Below are 18213 nucleotides of genomic sequence, written 5' to 3'. Positions count from 1 at the left end.
TGATGCTATCGGCGGCGCCCGTCCCCGCGACGGCGATGGCGGAAGGATCGGCGGGTCCCGCCGCCCGGCGGCCTGCACTTCTCGGCGGCACCGCGGAGTAGCGACAGGCCCGCGCCGGAGGGCCGGCTCCCAGACCCGCACAGCCGAGAGCGGGATAGCCTGGGCAGCATGACTGGCGAGAACCTGCTGGGCCCCGAACCGACCCTCCTCCCCGAGGAGCCCGCGGTCACCGCGGCCCTCACCAAGCACGCGGACCCAGGAGCCGTCGAATTCGCTGCCCTCGCCGCGGCCCACCCGCGCTCCCCGCTGGCCTGGGCCCTCCTCGCCGACAGCGTCTGGGGCATCGACGCGGCGCTCCCCTCCTACGCCTACGCCCGCGTCGGATACCACCGCGGCCTCGACCTCCTCCGCGCTGCCGGCTGGCGCGGCCAGGGGCCCATCCCCTGGCGACACGGACCCAACCGCGGCTTCCTCCTCTCCCTCTACGCCCTCCGCCGCGCCGCCGAGTCGATCGGCGAGACGGAAGAGGTCGCCCGCCTCACCCAGTTCCTCGAGCAGGCCGACCCGGCCGCCATCGCAGAGATCGAGCGGTACCACGAGGACGCATTACCCCCGACTGCCTCCATCATCATCCTCGGCAACGACTAGGCGCCGCCCGGGCACGGTGCTCGCGGCGTTGTAGGCCGCTACGGCGTCCTCCTTCGCCTTGCCGGTACCGCAGCCGGGCGACGCCTCAAGCGCGTCTGACAATGTCTGGGCGGCGGCTACGAGTGTCGAGTCATAGCGCGTTTGCAGCCGTTGTCGGTACGCGAGATCGAGTAGTCGGTTCGGTGGACTCGACATCAATGCGTTCGGCGACGATGTCGACGGCGGCCAGAGCGTCGCGCTGCGCCTGCGTGTCCTGCTTGCCGGTTGAGACGTGTGCGTACCCCACGAGACCAGCCAGGCGGGGAGCGTCCCACTAGAGGCCCCCTCAGCGGGCATTTCATCGGGCGGGTCATCTGCAACACTCCCGGCCCCGCGATTTCGGGCGCTGCTGCGGACGCTTGGAGCGTCCCGCTGGGCGATCCCCATACGGGACGAGGAGGCTGGAGCGGGCCACAGTCGTGACAGACTGCGAGAGTGACAGTGACCCCGCCGCCGACGGGTGCGACAGCCGCCCGCTCCTCGGCCACTTCGCGCCGACCTTCTCGACGGTGGTGGTGGATCACCGCGGCGGTGGCAGTGATTGCGTTCGCTGTGGCGCGGTTCATTCCGCCCCTCTACGCGGACGGGACGTGGTGGGGAACGTTCTTTACCTCCGCAGGCTTTGGAGGCAGCCTCGCCGTGCTCGGCGCTGGCATCGCCTCCTACATCGCGTATCACAACTCGAGCCGCGATCGAGAGCAGAAACACGAGGCCGACGACCTAGCCCGCTGGTGGGACCGGTTCGCCTGGGCGTGCGAGAAAGCGGTCAGCACGAAGCGCGGCGAGTCTGAGATGGGTCTGTCGGTTCTCGCGACACTCATAGACGCGCCGTGGGCGAGGGACGAAGATAATGAGATGGCGATCAACGTGGTCAACGTGATCACCGAAGCGATGGCACCGAAGAAGAGGTGGTGGCAGCAATGAGCGGATACAGCGAGCAATCGCAGCGACTGGCGCGCCAGCTTGCCGAGAAGGCCGCGAAGAACCTGCGGCGTTCCGGGCGCTCGGTGGAGCAGGACGCGACGACTGGACGGTACATCGTCGGTCCTCGCGGTGGAGGCAGCATCTCGGCCACTGCCCGAACCGGCGGATCCCACAGCGTCATCGCCAAAGACGGATCGTTCAACGCAAAGTCGCGGAACGACCTGGGCTGACGAACGACGCTTTTCCCTGGAGACCTCGAGGGGGTCCGATCTCAGTTACGTTGAGATCGGGCCCCCTCGGCTTGTCCGGGCTAGTTGTCGCGCTCGGTCAGGCTCGTGTTGGGGTGCCGTGCGGCGGCGGCGTTGGATCGGACACCGAGCTGCACGCTCACTCACTGATGACTGGTCGCGACGGGTTCGAGCTGATCGCGCGCTAGGTGCGCGCACGGATCTGGATCTATCAGCAATGGATGACCGAACTTGCGGCGCTGCCTGCACGCATTGTCGTCCGCGGCGTTGACATCTCCCGGCTTAATGCCCGGTACAAGTACTCGCGATCCCGGACGCCGTCGGGTGGGCGTGGGCGCGCGGTGGTGACTGGCGACGGCGCGCGCAACCGATGATCAGCGAAGTGATCGACATCGCACCCTGAAAGCGCGAAACCCGAGCGCCGCGTCCATTCCGGACGGGTCTCGGGTTCACTTTCCGAAACTCAACGCCCCGGACTGCCCGAAGTGTACCTTTTAGCGGCCCCCACGGGCAAACGGTCGGGTGGTCGCTCCCGCCGTTGGTCGCAGACGAGAAAGCGCTTGCGGCCGCTGAGATCCTGGCGGCCGCAGGGGAGACGGTGACCGCCCGCGCAGTGCGTGAGCGGTCAGGCGTACGCATGGCGGTCGCCACCGAGGTGGCCCGCACCCGGGATGCCGCTGCTGCGGCGCAGGGGGCCGTGCCCGAGGTTGCAGCACCGGTTCGAGGCGGTACGGGCTGCGACCTACGTTGCCCCAGGTGGGCTGCTGTCAAGTCTTGTTGAGTTCCTCGTCGGTCAAGCCGCGGGGAATGGCGCTCGGCGCGAAGCCGACCTCAGTCCCTATCAGCGTTCACCAGCCGCCACAACGGACTGAGTGACAACACCGCCCAGATCATGCGCACAACATCATGCCGAGCCCGGCAGGCCAACCCAGGATCACTCCGAAGCGGGCACGAAGAAAGTAACGGGGTGTGCCTGCGGCACGAGCGGGGGGCATGAGAAAGGTTGCGGGAGGATGGGGGGATGAACGACGGGATGGTGGAGCGTTTCCTCGAGGGGCTCGCGGGGGTGGAGGCGGGATTCCCGTTCGGGGAGGGGACGCGGGTGTGGAAGGTCGGGGGGAAAGTGTTCGCGCTCGAGATGGAGCGGTTCGGGCGGCCGGTGGTCAGCGTGAAGGCGCTACCCGAGAACGTGGTGCACCTGGTCGCGGGAGTCGACGGGATCGCGCCCGGCTACCACCTCAATAAGAAGCACTGGGTGACCGTGGACGCCGGCGGGATCGTGGAGCCCGGACTGGTGCTGGAGCTGATCGAGGAGTCGCACGCGATCGTCGTCGCGTCGCTGCCCCGACGACTCCGCCTCACCCTCGACGGCACCGCCACCGGATCGCTGAACGAGGACCGCTGACCGGACCCGCGGGACCTCTGCCGCAGCAGAGGTCCCGCGAGAAGCGTCCGGCCTACAGGCCGTACGAGCGGAGGTATGCGGCAGTGTCGTGCCAGCCCTCGACGGCGAAGCACTCGACGCCCATCGCCTTCACGGGGTAGTCGTTGCCGTCGGGGTCGAGGCGGTCGCCGACGAAGATCATCTCGTCGAGGGGGATGCCGGTCAGCTCGGTGAGCTTGTTCATCCCGTACGCCTTGTCGATGCCCTTGCGGGTGATGTCGACGGAGGTGGAACCGCCAGAGCGGACCTCGAGGTCCGGGAGCACGGCCTGCACGGCCTCGCGGAGGGTGTTCTTCTTCTCGCCGTCAGGGTCCCAGGCCTGCTTGACCTCGACGGGCGCCGACTGGCCGAGGGCCGAGAAGGTGATCTGCGAATCGCGGTCCTCGAGGATCGGACCCCAGGTCTCTGACTCCCAGTAGCCGAGCTCCTTCGCCTTCTCCTCAACCGCGGCGAGGGCGCGCGACTTCTCGTCGTCGGTCAGGTTCTCGGCGTAGATCTGCGCCCAGTCGCCGTTCTGGTACCGGTAGTACTGCGTGCCGCAGGTGGGCATCAGGTGCAGCTTCGCGAGGACCTCGGGGTCGGCGCCCTCGAGGCGGTCGAGCACCTGCATCCGGAACTGCCCGATCTGGCCGCCCGAGATGATGCACACCTCGGTGGCCTGGAGCAGCTTGACGAAGAGGTCGGCCATCGCCGGGTCGACGGGGGACTTCGACGCGGCGAGGGTGTCGTCGAGGTCGAAGGCCATCAGGCGGGGCAGGGTGCTCATGGATCTCGTTTCACGGTCTGCGGACGGGGCGGTATCGAGGATACGGGGCGGCGCCGGAACGCGTGCGCGGTCGGCACGGGTGGGCTCGCCGCGCAGACTGGGGAGCATGACCGTCGCCACAGCACCCGATGGAGGACGTCGCTCCGTCCCGCGCACGCTCGCCCGCCTCCTCCTCGGCCTCGTGCTCGTCACGGCGGGGACCGCCCACCTGACGCTCGCGCGGCAGGCGTTCCAGGCGCAGGTCCCGCCGTGGCTGCCGGTCGACCCGGATGTCGTGGTCGTCGCCTCCGGATTCATCGAGATCGCACTCGGGCTCGCGCTCGTGCTCCTCGCTCGGTGGCGCGTGGTCATCGGAGTCGCGGTGGCCGCCTTCTTCATCGCCGTATTCCCCGGGAACGTCTCTCAGCTGGTGACGCGGACTCCGGCGTTCGGCCTCGAGACAGACACGGCACGGGCGGTGCGGCTCGTCTTCCAACCGCTGTTGGTGGTCTGGGCGCTCTGGTCGACGGGGGCGTTCTCGGCCTGGCGAGCACGCCGGTCGCGCGCCGAGCGGGGCTGATCCGGGGGCCTCGATGACGGACGGCGGCCGACGGGAGACCCGCCGACCGCCGTCCGTCACTGTCTGGCTACGCTGCGCGGCGGCGTCGCGCGACGACCAGCGTGAGACGGAGCCGCCGTCGTGACGGGCTGCGGCGACGCAGGGGCGCCCGGCTGCTCGGTCGGAGTGCCGGGCGCGGTCGGGCCAGGCGCGGCCGGGACCTCGGCGGCGGGCTGCGTCGTCAGTGACCAGTTGGGGTCGAAGAAGTCCGCCTGGTCGATTGAAGACGTGCCCGTGCGTGGTCGTCGACACCAGGGTTTGCGGAAGTGGTCAGCGTGTGCGCGGCGGCGGCCCGCCTCCGGTGCCGACCCTCCCCTAAACTGATCGGGCTGGTCGTCCCGCTGCGATGTCCCTGTCGCCCGACTGGCCCGCGGCTCGTCGCCTCCGGGCTCGTGCCGTCTCGCACCGAGAAGGACAGGCCATGCCAGCAATCGTCATCACCGGCGCCCAGTGGGGCGATGAGGGCAAGGGGCGAGCCACCGACCTCCTCGGCAGCCGCGTCGACTACGTCGTCAAGTTCAACGGCGGCAACAACGCCGGGCACACGGTCGTCGTGGGCGACGAGAAGTACGCCCTGCATCTGCTCCCCTCCGGCATCCTCACCCCGGGCGTCGTGCCCGTGATCGCGAACGGCGTCGTCGTCGACATCGAGGTGCTGTTCCACGAGCTCGAGGCGCTGAGCGCCCGCGGCGTCGACGTGTCGAAGCTGCTCGTCAGCGCCAACGCGCACGTCATCACCAGCTATCACCGCACCCTCGACAAGGTGACGGAGCGCTTCCTCGGCAAGCGCCAGATCGGCACCACCGGTCGCGGCATCGGCCCGGCCTACGCCGACAAGATCAACCGCGTCGGCATCCGCATCCAGGACCTCTTCGACGAGAACATCCTCCGCCAGAAGGTCGAGGGCGCCCTCGACCAGAAGAACCACCTGCTGGTGAAGGTCTACAACCGCCGCGCGATCCTGGTCGAGCAGGTGCTCGAGGACCTTTTGCAGTACGCCGAGCGCTTGCGCCCGATGGTCGCCGACACATCCCTCGTGCTGGCGCAGGCCCTCGACGCCGGTAAGACTGTGCTGTTCGAGGCCGGCCAGGCCACGATGCTCGACGTCGACCACGGCACCTACCCGTTCGTCACCTCCTCCAACGCCACCTCGGGCGGCGCGGCCACCGGCTCCGGAGTCGCACCGAACCGCATCGACCGGGTCATCGCCGTGATCAAGGCCTACACGACCCGCGTCGGCGCCGGCCCCTTCCCTACCGAGCTCTTCGACGAGTGGGGCGAATACCTGCGCAAGCAGGGCTTCGAGTTCGGCACCACCACCGGCCGCCCGCGCCGCTGCGGCTGGTACGACGCGCCCATCGCGCGCTACTCCGCCCGGATCAACGGGGTCACCGACTTCGTGCTCACCAAGCTCGACGTGCTTTCGGGCCTGGAGAGCATCCCCGTCTGCGTCGCCTACACCGTCGATGGCGTACGCCATGACGAGGTCCCCGTCTCGCAGAGCGATTTCCACCACGCGAAGCCGATCTACGAGGAGTTCCCCGGCTGGCAAGAAGACATCTCCGGCTGCCGCGAATTCTCGGATCTGCCGCAGACGGCGCAGGACTACGTCCGCGCCCTCGAAGCGATGAGCGGCGCCCGCTTCTCGGCGATCGGGGTCGGCCCGGAGCGCGAGCAGGTCGTCGTCCTGCACGACCTGCTCTGACGCGCTGCTCGAAGCCGTTCAGAGCAGGTGAAGGCCGCGCTCGATTGCTGCGAGGATTGCCCGTTCGACGTCGGGCCAGCAGGTGAGCACCTGAGACGCGGAGAACCGCAGGGTGACGTAGCCGTCGACCGAGGCGTGCAGGTCCCGGCGGCGATCGTTTTCGAAGTCGTGCGTCGATCGGCCGTCGAGCTCGATGATGAGGCTGCGGCCAATCAACAGGTCGACGCGCCCGACGCCGGAGATGTACACCTGCGCCCGGGCGGCGACGCCGATCAGGTGCAGGCGCCACCGAGCGAGGGTCTCCACGCCGCTCTGGGAGTCGTCGCGGGCGAACACGAGGAGCGCCTGCAGCCGGTAGGGGCACGCAGCGCGCAGCTCGGCGAGGTCGTCGGAACCAAGGATCCGCTTCTCAAGCGCGGACTCAAGCGCGACCAGCAGATCTTCGTCGCCGACGGTCCGGCCGAGCTGGAGCAGCGCGTGGATCGGGGAGACGCGGAGCACCCCGTCGGCGGGATGTCCCGGATCCCAGTGGAGTCGGACGCTGCGTGGTGCGGCAAGCCGGGCGGCGTGCGGCCCGACGTGCACATGGAGCTCGGGCGAGCGCAGGACCCAGAGGCCGTGCGAGCGTGCCGCGTCGGTCGCGGCAAGTCGGCCACTGAGACGGAAAGCGGTGAGGGCCTCGGGCGGGAGACGCGGCGACGCGTACCAGCCGCGCCGGCCGCGGAGGAGGCGTCCGTCGCTGACCGCGGTCGTGAGGTCTCGGCCGGTAGCACCCGCCGCGAGCAGCTGCGACCGCGAGGCGATGCCGTCGCGGAGGGACAGCTCAGTGTCGATATCCATTCCGCGAGCGTGGCCCTTGAGGGCCGCTCGAGGAGGGGCGAGGGCCGCAACCAGGACGGCCGGACCGCCCGCCGTGGTTGTGGAGGGAGATTTGTCCCTCCAGGACGGGCGATCGTGTTCACAAAGCAGGACGAACGTCGTGAACGCGACGGGGTCCAGCTCGGATCGGTCGCGTCGAATTCGATCCTTCCTGCGTTGTGAACAGAACCACCCCGCCGAGCGCCGGATAATCGGCGCATGCAGATCTACGCCGACCTCCCGGCCGTTCGCGCGCGGCAGATCGTGGCCGACGCTCTCGCACTCGGAGTCGCCGTCGTCGCGATCGCCGCAGGGATCGCCGTCGGCTCGCTGATCGCCGGACTCGCTGAGATCGGCCGTCGACTCGAGAGCGCCGGCAGCGGCTTCGGCTCGACCATGAGCGACGCGGGGGCCACGCTCGGCGGCATCCCCCTCGTGGGCGACGCCGTGCGCGCTCCCTTCGATGAGGCGAGCGGCGCCGGCTCCGTGCTCGCGGCCGCCGGTCGCGACCAGCAGCAGCTCGCGGGCACGCTGGCCGTGGTCGCGGGGCTCGCCGTCGGCGGCCTCCCTGTCCTGCTCCTCGCCCTGCTCTGGCTCCGGCCGCGACTACGCTTCGTCCGCCGCACCGCGCAGCTGCGGGCGCTCGGCTCGACCGCGGCCGGCTCCGAACTGCTGGCCCTGCGCGCGCTCACCCAGGCGTCGCCACGCGAGATCCTCGCCGCGCACCCGGAGGCAGTGACCGGCTGGCGTCGCGGAGATCCCGCCGCCACCGCCGCGCTCGCGGCCCTCTCTCTGCGCCGCTCGGGGCTCCGAGTCCGCTGATCCGGGAGCCCCAGCGGACCACTCAGGGTCCGTCGCAGGGATGACGGCGCGGGCCCCGGCGGACGATGCCGGCGACACGAGCGGTTCCGTAGCGTCGAGGACATGCAAAACCAAACCTCCTCCGTCGTGGCGCGCGTCGAGGGCGTGCGCAAGCTCTACGGCAGCACCCCGCCCGTCGTCGCCCTCGAAGACGTCACCCTCTCCATCCAGCGCGGCGAGTTCACCGCGGTAATGGGTCCGAGCGGATCCGGCAAGTCGACGCTCATGCATGTCCTCGCCGGACTCGACACGGCCTCCTCTGGCCGCGTGTTCCTCGGCGACGAGGAGATCACCTCCATGAGCGACGCCGAGCTCACCGTCCTGCGCCGCCGCAGCGTCGGCTTTGTCTTCCAGGCGTTCAACCTCGTGCCCACCCTCGACGTCAGCGGCAACATCCGCCTCCCGTTCGAGCTCGACGGCCGCGCCGTCACGGGCGCCGAGGAGGAGTGGATGAACCGGCTGATCGAGTCCCTCGGGCTCCGCGAGCGCCTCCGGCACCGACCGCACGAGCTCTCGGGCGGCCAGCAGCAGCGGGTCGCGATTGCACGGGCGCTGGCCACCCGGCCGCAGCTGATCTTCGCCGACGAGCCCACCGGCAACCTCGACTCGCGCACGGGCCGCGAAGTCCTGACCCTGCTGCGCGCGTCCACGCGCGAGTATGGCCAGTCGATCGCGATGGTGACCCACGATCCGATCGCCGCCGCCTACGCCGACCGCATCGTGTTCCTCCGCGACGGGGCAGTTGTCGACGACCGTCGCGGGATGAGCGCCGAGGAGATCTCGCGCGCGATGCTGGCGATGGAAGGAACATCGTGAGACGGGTGCGCACGGGTTCCCGTCAGGGCGCCGGCGCGATCATCACGGTCGCTGCGCTCTCGGCGGCGTTCGGGACGACGCTCGTACAGGTCGTCGCAGGCATGATGGCCTCGCTGCATGCGCAGCGCCTGGAGGACGTCGCCAACGTCGCGCTGATGCTCGGGATGGTCGGAGCGGTGTTCTTCACGATCGCCGTCTACGTCGGCGGGATCGTCACCGCAAACGCCGTCTCGACCGTCATCGCCGGCCGCACCCGCGAGATCGCGCTGCTGCGTCTGCTGGGTGCCTCCGGCCGCTCCCTGCGCGGCGGCGTCGTCCGCGACGGGTTGCGACAGGGAGTGCTCGGCGCGGTGATCGGCCTGATCATCGGGGCGGGGCTGGTGGCTGCGGGTGCCGAGGTCGCGTTCAGCAGCGGCGCGTTCACCCGGTTCGACTATCCGCTGCTCAGTCCCTTCGTTGTGCTGCCGTTGCTCGCCGTCATTGCCTCCACCGTGATCGCCTCCTGGGCGGGCTCGCGACGGGTGCTCGCCGTCGCGCCCGCGCAGGCGCTGGGCTCCTCGACGGAACCCAGCTACGAGGAGCTGCGCCGGCGCAGTGGCCGCACGGTCACCTCGGTCGTGCTCGTCGTGCTCGGCGGACTCCTGCTCGGCGGGGGTGTGCTCCTCGGGACGATCACGCCGCTCGGCGTCCTGCCCGCCCTGCTCGGCGGGGTGCTCTCGTTCTCCGGGATCGTCCTCGGATCCTCCGTCTTCCTCCCTCCGCTCACTGCGCTGACGGGTCGGGTTCTGGGCCGCGGACCGGTGGCGCGTCTCGCCTCCGCGAATGCGATCCGCAATCCGGCCCGGAGCGCCCGTGCTGTCATCGGCCTGGTGATCGGAGTGAGTCTGGTCACGATGTTCGCGGTCGCGGCGGCGACGTTCGGATCAATCATGCGGCGCAGCGGAGAGCTGAACCCGGAGGGCTACGAGCAGTTCGAGCAGTTCGTCTCGGTGAGCACCGCCGTGATGAGCGTCCTGCTCGGCTTCTCGGTGGTCCTCGCCGCTGTCGGCATGATCAGTACACTCTCGCTGAGCGTGTTGCAGCGCCGCCGCGAGCTGGGCCTGCTCCGCGCCCTGGGCTTCACCGGATCGCAGGTCCGAGCGATGGTCGTGCTGGAGGCGGCGCAGATGATTATCGCTGCGGCGTTGTTCGGGTTGGTGCTCGGCTCGGTCTACGGCTGGTGCGGGGCGGTGTCCATCTTCGCCTCGGTGCCACACGGGGGGATCATCCCGCCGACCATTCCGGTCGCGATGCTCGCCTCGGTCCTCGCGGTGTCCGTCGTGATCACGGCGATCTCGTCCGTGCTGCCGGCGCGCGCGGCCACGCGGGTGTCGCCCGTCGCGGCGCTCGCCGTCATCTGAGCGGACAGCGCCGACCGCGCGTCACACCATGAGCAATCCCGTGGTGATGGGTCCCGCCCGCTGAGCGCGAGCACCCGCGCGAGCAGGCCGACCAGGGCGGCGGCGGGCGCGAACAGCGCGGCGGTGCTCCTGCAGCCATGCTGGCTCGGTGCCCCACATTGATCGCATGCCCAGTCCCCGCCGCCCCGGTCCCGTCGCGCTCGTTGGCCGCTCGATCACGCTCGAGCCGATGACCGCGGCGCACCTGGATCCGTTGCGCCGGGCGATCGCCCGCCCCGAGGTGTTCGCGGGCGGCTACGGAGGAGGGCCTGCCGGTCTCCCGGGCACACCGGAGGAGTTCCGCGGGTTCGCCGGCCGCTACTACCCGTGGGGCACAGGTCTGACGTTCGCGGTGCTGCAGGAGGGCCGGGTGGTCGGCACGACCTCGCTCGCCGATTTCGACGAGAGACGCGAGGCCGCCCACCTCGGCTGGACCGCTTACGCGCCCGAGGTGTGGAGCACCGCCGTGAACCCCGAGGCGAAGCGGCTCGTGCTCGGGCTCGCGTTCGACAGTGGCTACGAGCGGGTGAAGTTACAGGCCGATGCGGCGAACGCCCGCTCGCGTGCGGCGATCCTCCGCCTCGGGGCCGTGTTCGAGGGAGTGCTCCGTCACGACCAGCGGCGGGCCGACGGATCCTGGCGTGACACCGCCGTGCACTCGATCCTCGCTGCGGAATGGCCCGCCGTGCGCGATGCCCTTGAGCGCCGGATCGACGCGGCGCTAGCGCTCACTCCCGCGCCGGCGCAACCGCTGACCGGCGAGGGCCCGCAGGAGTAGAAAGGGGGCATGGAACGCATCCACTACGCCGGGAGCTCCGTGCTGACGGGCACCGCGATAGCGCGGTCGCTTCTGCGATACGCGGAGGCGCTGGCGTTGAGCAAGGGATCGGTCACGGTTGACATCCCGATCCGTCAGGAATCCGGGCGCCCCGGCCGGGCCGCGCTGCTGATCGGCCCGGCGAGTCAGCTGTTCTCGGAGTCCGAAGACGATGGATCCGAGGAGCTGCTCGATGCGGAGCTTGTCGAGCGCTTCACCCGCGAGGCGCCGGTAAGATCAAGACTCACGACTCCGCTCGATCCTCCGCGGACGGGCGACTTTCCGAACGGAGTACCGCCAGATGGGGCGACTGATCTACGATTCGACCCTCGAGGCCGACTTCGACGACCGGCTGCTGGCGCACCTGCAGATCGTGATCGGCTCGAAGCTTGCGCGCAATGAGTCGTTCTACTTTACCTGGAAGGACTCCCAGGCAGTCGGCGATGGCCGGACCTCGATTTGGCTGCATCAGGCGATCCCGCTGCGCTTTAAGTACCACGGCGGCCGGGCGCCGAACATCAACCCGGACTGGATCCGCCAGCTCCTAGCCGACTCGCACACCGCGCATGGTCTGCGCATCAGCGAGGAACCGCAGGGCAACCTCCGGTCGAGCGAGGAGGGCCTGCTGTGAAGCGGGTCGAGATCATGGACGGAGGAGCGCCGTTCAGCCTGAGCGAGACGACGGCGGCGGAGGTCCGCGAAAGTATCGAGCGCGCTCTGGACGGCTCGGCCTCACGCTGGATCACGGTGAACCAGGGCGAGGGTGAGCCCCGGGAGACCTCGATCCTGATCACTCCGGGTGTGGCGTTCTCCGTGGCGGACGTCGCGCACTGACGGGCGTGCGTCAGCCCGCCAGGACTCTCGGGAACTCGCCCGGGATCTCGCTCGCGAGGTAGCCGGCGGGCCCGATTCGCGCGGAGAGCCTGGTGTCCGCCTCCGTGTGCAGGAACGATCCCCAGGCCGCCGCACCCATCGGAGCGACGCCGCGCCCTCGCAGGCCCGCCGTCGCTCCAGCGAGTACGTCGCCGCTGCCCGCGGTTGCCAAACCGGGGTGCTCGCCCTCAATGCGCACCGCGTCGCCGTCCGGCGAGGTGATCGTGTTGAACAGGCTCACCACCGCGCCGTAACGCTCGGCGATGGCGACGGCCGCGCGCTCCACGTCCTCGACCTCGGTGCCGAGCAAGCGCGACGCTTCCTCCGTGTTCGGGGTGAGCAGCAGCCGGCCGGCGAGCCGCCGTGCCGTACGGCGCTGGCCGGGCAGGACGCCCAGCGGGAACGCATCGAGATGGACGGCCGGGACGTCGTCGAGCAGTGGCGCGAGGGCGCGCAGGGTCGCGGCGGTCGCACGCGGATCGTCGAGGCCGGGACCGATCAGGGCGACGTCCGCCGAGGCGAGTTCGCCGGCCAGGACGTCGAGGCCGCGCCCGGCGACGGAACCGCTGCGCGTCTCCGGGAGCGGGACCACTCCGCACACTCGGGCAGCGCGACCGCGGTCGCCGAGGCGACCGACTCGGCGACGCAGAGCGTGATCCGCCCCGCGCCGGTCCGCAGCGCGGCGATACCCGCGAGGATCGCGGCTCCGGGCGTCTTGCGGGCACCGCCGACCACGACCACGTCGCCTCGGGAGTGCTTCGATCCGCTGGGCTCGGGGAGGGGCCAGCGCTGCTCGAGCAGGGCGCGGGAGACGAGGTCACTCATAGTGGTCTCCTTGTCCGGCCGCGCGGTCGTCGTGCCGGGTGACGGGGGCGCCGGAGCGCTCGAGGTGGTCGGTGCGGTTAAAGAGGGCGAGCCGCCATCCCTCGCCCTTGCGGACGAGGCGGGTGACGGATCCGTTCGCCACCGGGGTGGCGGCGCCGATGTCGAGCAGTTCGTGCTCGGAGAGGCCCTCGCAGACATAGCGGAGCACGAGGACGACGGCGTCGTGGCAGAAGACGACGGCCGGTCCGGGCGCAGCGGCGGTGTCGAGGTGGTCGAGAAAGGCGCGGACGCGGAGGGCGAGGTCGGTCCACGCCTCACCGCCCGCGGGTCGGTAGTAAAACTTGCCGAGCCAGATGCGGCGCGCGGCCTCTTCGGGCAGCCGGGCCCGTACTCCTGCCGTCGTGAGGCGGTCGGTGACGCCGAGGTCACGGTCGCGCAGGCGCTCGTCGGCACGGAGGGGCAAGTCGATGCCGGCTTCGGCGAGGGCGAGGCGGGCGGTGGCGGCGGCACGGCGGTAGGGCGACGTCCAGACGGAGGCGGGTCGTGCCTCGTCCGCCAGCCAGCGGCCGAGCGCACGAGCCTGCTCCTCGCCCGCGGGGGAGAGTTCGACGTCGGGGTCGCGGCGGTCGACGGCGATCTCGTGCGCTCCCGAGGCCTCGGCGGCGCTTGCCGCGATGTTGGCGAGGCTCTCGCCGTGTCGGACGAGGAGGAGCTCGGTCGGGCCGGTGGAAGGGGCGGGCATGGCTCCACGCTCCGCCCTGCTGCCGGCGGGCACCAGGGGGTTCCGCGGCGGCGGCGCGGGTTGCTACGGAGGCGTCGGGCGATGTCCCATCGGGGGGTGTCTCGTTTCCGCGGGGTCTCGTCCGCCCGGGTCGCGTCCCGCGGTGTCCGCGGACGAGCGCTCTTCCGCGGACACCGCGGTAACGACCGCAGCGAGCGTCTCGGGGTCGCTCAGGATGCGGAAGTGCCCGCCGGTCTCGATCCGCACGTTCACCGCGCCCTCGAGCATGCTGCCCTCGGGGATGTGCGGATCGAAGAGCCCGAAGACCGAGGTGATCCGTGCGTTCGCACCGGCGCGAGTCGAGAGCAGGAGGGTCGTGGCGTCGCGCGGCGAGAATGCGCGCAGGCTGCGCAGCACGAGGTAGGGCGCATAGCGGGAGCCACCGAACGGAGTCGACACCGCCACCATCCGATCGACCCTACCCTCGGGGTCGAGCTCGGTCATCACGTATTTGCCGACGAGCCCGCCCTTGCTGTGCGCGACGATCACCACGTCGCGCAGGTGGTGCTCGGCGAGGTAGGTGGCCACGTCCTCCGCGGTGCGTGCGACCGGGCGGCCGTTGCGGCCGAGGCCCGTCAGCACATGCAGCGGATGCCCGCGCTCGTGCAGCGGGTCGATGATCGGGCGCAGGAACGACCAGGTTTCCCAGATTCCCGGGAGGGCCACGATCGGTCGCCGATCACCGTCGAGGTAGTCATCGGGGGCACGGCGCGAGAGGATGCCGCGCGCCTGCCAGGTGACGGCGTAGGCGTAGTCGCGGATCCACCAGACGGCGTTGCGCAGCAGACGCCGGAGGCGGCTCATGCGGCCGGCTCCGCGCGCAGCGGAAGCGGGGCGACGGGTGCCTCGCCGAGGGCGGCCGCGAATCGGAGGATCTCCAGCGCGAGAGGCTCGGGCTCGGTGCGAGGAACGACGTGGCGGGAGCCGGCGAACTCGACGAGCCGTCCTTCGCGCGCGCGAGCGGTCAGGCGCTCGCACCAGTCGCGGGTAGCGATCGGATCATCGCGGCCTCGCGCGACGAGCACCGGCACCTCCAGCTCGGCGAGCCGCTCCTGCACCGGGTACCGCAGCATCTCGGGAAGCTGACGCAAGTACCAGCGGACACCGCCGCGCAGGTAGTCGGCCAGCAGGATCGCGTCCACGCCCACCGGCTCGCCGAGGCAGTCGCGCAGCAGCGCCAGCCCCTGCCGGACGGCTCCCGGCCGCTCCGGATCGACCACTGGCCCGATCAGCACCGCAGCGTCGACCAGTCCGGGCGCGCGCACTCCGAGTTCGACGGCCACCTGCGACCCCATCGAGTGCCCGACGACGATGGCGCGCGAGACGCCCAGCCCGCGGAGCGCCTGCTCGACTTGCCGCGCGTGGTCCTCGAGCCCGATCCGCCGCCGTGGACGCCGGTTGGCGCCGAACCCGGCGAGGTCGACCCCGATCACGCGGCCGTGCCGCTTGAGCACGGCGGCGAGCGGAGAGAAGGTGTGGTGCGACATCCCGATCCCGTGGATCAGGACGAACACCGCCGTAGCGTCCGCCGGACCGACATCGACCGTGCGCAGCTCGACGCCGTCGACGAGGTGCCGTCTTTGATCAGGCCGCGGTGGGTTGCTGCGCATCTCCTCAGAGTACGGAGTCGCCTGGCTCTGCGCGTCGGCGGCGCTGCGCTCAGGGTGGTCTCAGCACACGCCAGATGAAGCCCGCGAGCGCGCATTACGCGAGGGACGGCATGAGCACCGTCCATTCCCCCCGTGTGTTCCTGGACGATCCAACAGTCACGACATCGGCGATTGGACCGAGACGCTGCCGTAGCTTAATCAGCAAGTCCGACGGATCGATAATCGGAACGGCGCGATCCTCGCAGTGAAGAACAATCTTCACAGCAGGCGCCTGTCCAGAGCGGATAGCCAGCGTCCTCTCATCCATGTTCTCGGCTTTCCGGGTCGCCGCGGACAGGCCAGCAAGAGTTGCGGTGACCTTCTTCGCGACGATGGTGGCCAGTTCGGTTGGATGCAACCCCCTTGCGTCGGCATGACGGTAGTCCTTCACTTCAATGAGAACCAAGCGGATGTCCGCGCCGTCGAGGTCTCGCTGAATGGCCACCAGGTCGATTGCCTTTATCCCATCGTGAGTGCGAATGAAAACCTTTTGAAAGAACTCGGAATCGTCGTACTTGAGGACATCCCAATTGCTTGGGAATGAGAAGTCAGCGCCATCTACGTCGAGGTTCATGCTTCGGTCACGGCGTCGAGGTAGCGATCCGATTGAGCAAGTGACTCATCGAGAATGGCTAAGTGCTCTAGTTCTTCTAGATATTGACCCACTGTGGTCCTCACTCCATCCTCTCCAGGGGAGAGCGTAACAAATTGCATCGGAGGGAAGTCCCCAGCCTCGTTGCGCTTCAAAATTTCAAGTTCTTTCATCAGGTATAGGCTGTGCGTCCCGACGAAGACCTGGACGCCAGACCGCGCGAGCTGTGAGATAGTGCGGGCCACATGCCGAAGAACCCGAGGATTGATATTAGCTTCCGGTTCATCCCAAAAAAGGAAGCCGCTGTCGAATAAAGTCCCGTTGGCGATGAGTCTAGCGAGCATCGCTAATTTTCGCATCCCCTCCGCCACAAGTGGCATCTCATATTTTCCTCCACCAGGTACTTTGAGGTAGAACCGGCCTCCCTCTTCGACTACACTGCCGCCGAGAGAATCCTCGAGGGGGGCGAGGAGTTTCTTCGCGCGTTCCTGGCGGGGGCCGCGGCTTAGCGGGAGCCCTAAAAGGACGCATGAATCTCGCCAGGTCTCTTCGAATTCAAGGGACGTTCTTTCGTAAAGCGAGACGAAACCAGGATAGATCGTCAGCAGCTCACGAGTCGGGAGGTACACCGGCGTTCCGGTGAGGGGCTTGCTGAGCCGATGTTCGACATTAACCTCGGACTGTGAGTTGGTCGCGAATGAGAAGGAGACACGTTGCTGGTCTCCAGAGAATTTTAGGTCGAGTTCGGCGCGCCCTCGTCCGACCCGTCGACGCACAAGACGCCCTAAGCTCTCTGGTCGAAAGACGTTCACGAGCTTAGCGGCGAGCTGCTTGCCCAACGTTGCCGATAGCGAATCGCGCGGCGTCTGATCTGCGGACAGAACCGAGTACATAGCTTTAAGGAGATGGGACTTTCCCGCACCGTTCTCGCCAGCGAAGACATTGATACCACTGGCTAGAGGGAGATCGAGGTCGGAGAATACGGTGAAATCTTTGACGCGGAGGCGCTCGATGGTTGAGGTCATGCAGACGCCGTTCTGTTCGGGGATGGGCTTTTTCGCACCCTATCGGGGTCGCGGGACGAGAGACGCAGGACGCGCACGATCGGCGCGTGCAAGAACCTGATCACGCGGAACGCGCGAAAGCTAGGTGAAGGGACTCCCGTGCGCGGACGCAGGTCGCCGGCCGGGCCCCTCGCCGCCCGAGCTGTCAAGAGGCTCCTTCGTGGCGGCGGCCCTGTCTAGCCTCGGAGCAAGGGGTCGGCGCGTGCCGCCCGCGGAGGGATGACGAGATGCGGATCGCGATCGTCGGGGCGACCGGCAATCTGGGCACGGCACTGCTGCGACGCCTGCACGGCGAGGCCGGGGTGCAGGAAATCATTGGCATCGCGCGCCGCGCACCGCGGCTCCGCTCCGAGGAGTATCGCGACGTGCGCTGGATTGAGGTCGATCTCGTCTCGAGCGAGGCGCCGGGCCTGCTCCGCGAGGCGTTCGCCGGCATCGACGCCGTCGTGCATCTCGCCTGGGCGCTGCAGCCCAGCCACGACGAGCCGTTCCAGCGGCTGGTCGATGTTGGAGGCACGGCGGCCGTGCTCGCGGCCGCCGCCGCTGAGGGGGTCGGCCAGGTCGTGGTCGCCTCCTCGGTCGGCGCCTACAGCGCGGCGCCCAAGTCGATCCGCGTGGACGAGGACTGGCCGACCGGCGGCCTGCACACCTCGACGTACAGCCGCCACAAGGCCGCGAACGAGCGGCAGCTGGACGCCTTCGAGCAGGAGCACCCTGAGATCATCGTCACGCGCCTGCGGCCGGGGCTGGTGTTCCAGCGCGGAGCGGCCACCGAGATCGCCGGGCTCTTCGCCGGCCCGCACTACCCCACGCGGTGGCTGAAGACGACCCGGATTCCGGTGCTGCCACTGCCGAAGAACGTGATCTTCCAGGGAGTGCACGCCGACGATGTGGCTGATGCCTTCTGGCGCTCGATCGACCGGCGCGCCGGAGGAGCTTTCAACATCGCGGCCGAGCCTGTCCTCACTCCGGAGCGGCTGGCCCGCGCATTCGGTGCCCGCCTGGTCACGGTGCCCTTCGGTTTACTCCGCTCGATCGTCACCGCGACCTGGCACCTCCGGGTGCAGCGCACCGACGCGGGGTGGCTCGACATCGCCGGCAACGTCCCCGTGATGTCCACCGAGCGGGCGCGCGCCGAGCTGGGGTGGTCGCCGACCCGCACCGCGGAGGAGGCGCTGGCCGAACTCGTTGCAGGCCTGGCCGATCGCGCGACCGTGCCGGGCTCGCCTCCGCTCCGGGGCTGACCCAGCGCGCGCGCCGGGTCAG

At 69.4% G+C, this 18213-nt stretch carries 23 protein-coding genes; 13 read left to right on the top strand and 10 right to left on the bottom strand.

Annotated elements, in window-relative coordinates:
- Positions 1-168: 168 nt before the first annotated feature.
- Positions 169-648, top strand: coding sequence for a DUF3151 domain-containing protein (locus C1O28_RS12870; protein ID WP_097167143.1), 480 nt, complete (start codon positions 169-171; stop codon positions 646-648).
- A gap of 130 nt (positions 649-778) precedes the next feature.
- Here the strand turns inward: C1O28_RS12870 and C1O28_RS15245 are convergent, their stop codons facing one another.
- Complete coding sequence (locus tag C1O28_RS15245) at positions 779-934, bottom strand: recombinase family protein (protein ID WP_160487563.1); 156 nt, start codon at positions 932-934, stop codon at positions 779-781.
- Between the two features lie 284 nt (positions 935-1218).
- On the opposite strand from C1O28_RS15245, the gene C1O28_RS12865 reads away from it, so the two are divergent.
- The 3 genes from C1O28_RS12865 to C1O28_RS12850 all read left to right on the top strand — a co-directional run bounded on the left by C1O28_RS12865 (position 1219) and on the right by C1O28_RS12850 (position 3264).
- Entirely contained in the window at positions 1219-1611 is a 393-nt protein-coding gene (locus C1O28_RS12865) for a hypothetical protein (RefSeq protein WP_097167142.1), read from the top strand.
- Entirely contained in the window at positions 1608-1841 is a 234-nt protein-coding gene (locus C1O28_RS12860; RefSeq protein ID WP_097167141.1) for a hypothetical protein, read from the top strand. The genes C1O28_RS12865 and C1O28_RS12860 overlap by 4 nt, the downstream gene beginning before the upstream one ends.
- Positions 1842-2880: 1039 nt before the next feature.
- Positions 2881-3264, top strand: a complete 384-nt coding sequence (locus C1O28_RS12850; RefSeq protein ID WP_097167139.1) for an MmcQ/YjbR family DNA-binding protein — start codon at positions 2881-2883, stop codon at positions 3262-3264.
- 52 nt (positions 3265-3316) lie between these two features.
- On the opposite strand, the gene C1O28_RS12845 is transcribed toward C1O28_RS12850, so the two are convergent.
- Positions 3317-4069 (bottom strand): HAD-IIB family hydrolase, encoded by a 753-nt coding sequence (locus C1O28_RS12845; protein ID WP_097167138.1) that lies wholly within the window; start codon positions 4067-4069, stop codon positions 3317-3319.
- 106 nt (positions 4070-4175) lie between these two features.
- On the opposite strand from C1O28_RS12845, the gene C1O28_RS12840 reads away from it, so the two are divergent.
- Together C1O28_RS12840 and C1O28_RS12835 are read left to right on the top strand one after the other, a co-directional pair.
- The gene (locus tag C1O28_RS12840; RefSeq protein WP_097167137.1) at positions 4176-4628 is read left to right on the top strand and encodes a DoxX family protein; all 453 of its coding nucleotides are present in this window, start codon (positions 4176-4178) and stop codon (positions 4626-4628) included.
- Positions 4629-5088: 460 nt separating this feature from the next.
- Positions 5089-6372 (top strand): adenylosuccinate synthase, encoded by a 1284-nt coding sequence (locus C1O28_RS12835; RefSeq protein WP_097167136.1) that lies wholly within the window; start codon positions 5089-5091, stop codon positions 6370-6372.
- Between the two features lie 18 nt (positions 6373-6390).
- Here C1O28_RS12835 and C1O28_RS12830 read toward each other — a convergent pair whose 3' ends face one another.
- Complete coding sequence (locus C1O28_RS12830; protein WP_097167135.1) at positions 6391-7212, bottom strand: endonuclease domain-containing protein; 822 nt, start codon at positions 7210-7212, stop codon at positions 6391-6393.
- 237 nt (positions 7213-7449) lie between these two features.
- Between C1O28_RS12830 and C1O28_RS12825 the strand changes: the two genes are divergently transcribed.
- The 6 genes from C1O28_RS12825 (at position 7450) to C1O28_RS12800 (ending at position 11997) form a co-directional block, all read left to right on the top strand.
- The gene (locus C1O28_RS12825; protein WP_097167134.1) at positions 7450-8052 is read left to right on the top strand and encodes a hypothetical protein; all 603 of its coding nucleotides are present in this window, start codon (positions 7450-7452) and stop codon (positions 8050-8052) included.
- 102 nt (positions 8053-8154) lie between these two features.
- Entirely contained in the window at positions 8155-8907 is a 753-nt protein-coding gene (locus C1O28_RS12820) for an ABC transporter ATP-binding protein (RefSeq protein WP_097167133.1), read from the top strand.
- Positions 8904-10307 carry an ABC transporter permease gene (locus C1O28_RS12815; protein WP_127821530.1) on the top strand — a complete coding sequence of 468 codons (1404 nt, stop codon included), beginning with the start codon at positions 8904-8906 and terminating at the stop codon, positions 10305-10307. The genes C1O28_RS12820 and C1O28_RS12815 overlap by 4 nt, the downstream gene beginning before the upstream one ends.
- A 166-nt stretch (positions 10308-10473) precedes the next feature.
- On the top strand, positions 10474-11124 hold the full coding sequence (locus tag C1O28_RS12810) for a GNAT family N-acetyltransferase (protein WP_097167131.1): 651 nt from the start codon (positions 10474-10476) through the stop codon (positions 11122-11124).
- Positions 11125-11464: 340 nt separating this feature from the next.
- Positions 11465-11794 (top strand): DUF7882 family protein, encoded by a 330-nt coding sequence (locus tag C1O28_RS12805; RefSeq protein ID WP_097167130.1) that lies wholly within the window; start codon positions 11465-11467, stop codon positions 11792-11794.
- Positions 11791-11997, top strand: coding sequence for a hypothetical protein (locus tag C1O28_RS12800; RefSeq protein WP_097167129.1), 207 nt, complete (start codon positions 11791-11793; stop codon positions 11995-11997). Before C1O28_RS12805 ends, C1O28_RS12800 begins: the two co-directional genes overlap by 4 nt.
- Before the next feature lie 10 nt (positions 11998-12007).
- Here the strand turns inward: C1O28_RS12800 and C1O28_RS12795 are convergent, their stop codons facing one another.
- From C1O28_RS12795 to C1O28_RS12770, 7 genes are all read right to left on the bottom strand, one after another.
- Positions 12008-12628, bottom strand: a complete 621-nt coding sequence (locus C1O28_RS12795) for an ADP-dependent NAD(P)H-hydrate dehydratase (RefSeq protein WP_337189915.1) — start codon at positions 12626-12628, stop codon at positions 12008-12010.
- Complete coding sequence (locus C1O28_RS15970) at positions 12535-12861, bottom strand: NAD(P)H-hydrate dehydratase (protein ID WP_337189914.1); 327 nt, start codon at positions 12859-12861, stop codon at positions 12535-12537. Before C1O28_RS15970 ends, C1O28_RS12795 begins: the two co-directional genes overlap by 94 nt.
- A complete protein-coding gene (locus tag C1O28_RS12790) occupies positions 12854-13603 on the bottom strand; it encodes a histidine phosphatase family protein (protein ID WP_097167128.1) in 750 nt (249 codons plus the stop codon). Before C1O28_RS12790 ends, C1O28_RS15970 begins: the two co-directional genes overlap by 8 nt.
- A gap of 63 nt (positions 13604-13666) precedes the next feature.
- A complete protein-coding gene (locus C1O28_RS12785) occupies positions 13667-14446 on the bottom strand; it encodes an esterase/lipase family protein (RefSeq protein WP_237398197.1) in 780 nt (259 codons plus the stop codon).
- The gene (locus C1O28_RS12780; RefSeq protein WP_097167127.1) at positions 14443-15252 is read right to left on the bottom strand and encodes an alpha/beta fold hydrolase; all 810 of its coding nucleotides are present in this window, start codon (positions 15250-15252) and stop codon (positions 14443-14445) included. The genes C1O28_RS12785 and C1O28_RS12780 overlap by 4 nt, the downstream gene beginning before the upstream one ends.
- 94 nt (positions 15253-15346) lie before the next feature.
- Positions 15347-15865: a hypothetical protein gene (locus tag C1O28_RS12775; protein ID WP_097167126.1), complete on the bottom strand. Its 519-nt coding sequence runs from the start codon at positions 15863-15865 to the stop codon at positions 15347-15349.
- Entirely contained in the window at positions 15862-16908 is a 1047-nt protein-coding gene (locus C1O28_RS12770; protein WP_097167125.1) for an AAA family ATPase, read from the bottom strand. Before C1O28_RS12770 ends, C1O28_RS12775 begins: the two co-directional genes overlap by 4 nt.
- Positions 16909-17174: 266 nt before the next feature.
- Here C1O28_RS12770 and C1O28_RS12765 point away from each other — a divergent pair, with 266 nt between their 5' ends.
- Complete coding sequence (locus C1O28_RS12765; RefSeq protein WP_097167124.1) at positions 17175-18191, top strand: NAD-dependent epimerase/dehydratase family protein; 1017 nt, start codon at positions 17175-17177, stop codon at positions 18189-18191.
- Positions 18192-18213: the final 22 nt, after the last annotated feature.

This window comes from Rathayibacter rathayi (assembly GCF_004011095.1).
In the GTDB taxonomy this organism is placed as follows: domain Bacteria; phylum Actinomycetota; class Actinomycetes; order Actinomycetales; family Microbacteriaceae; genus Rathayibacter; species Rathayibacter rathayi.
This window is presented reverse-complemented; position numbering and strand designations above follow the sequence as displayed.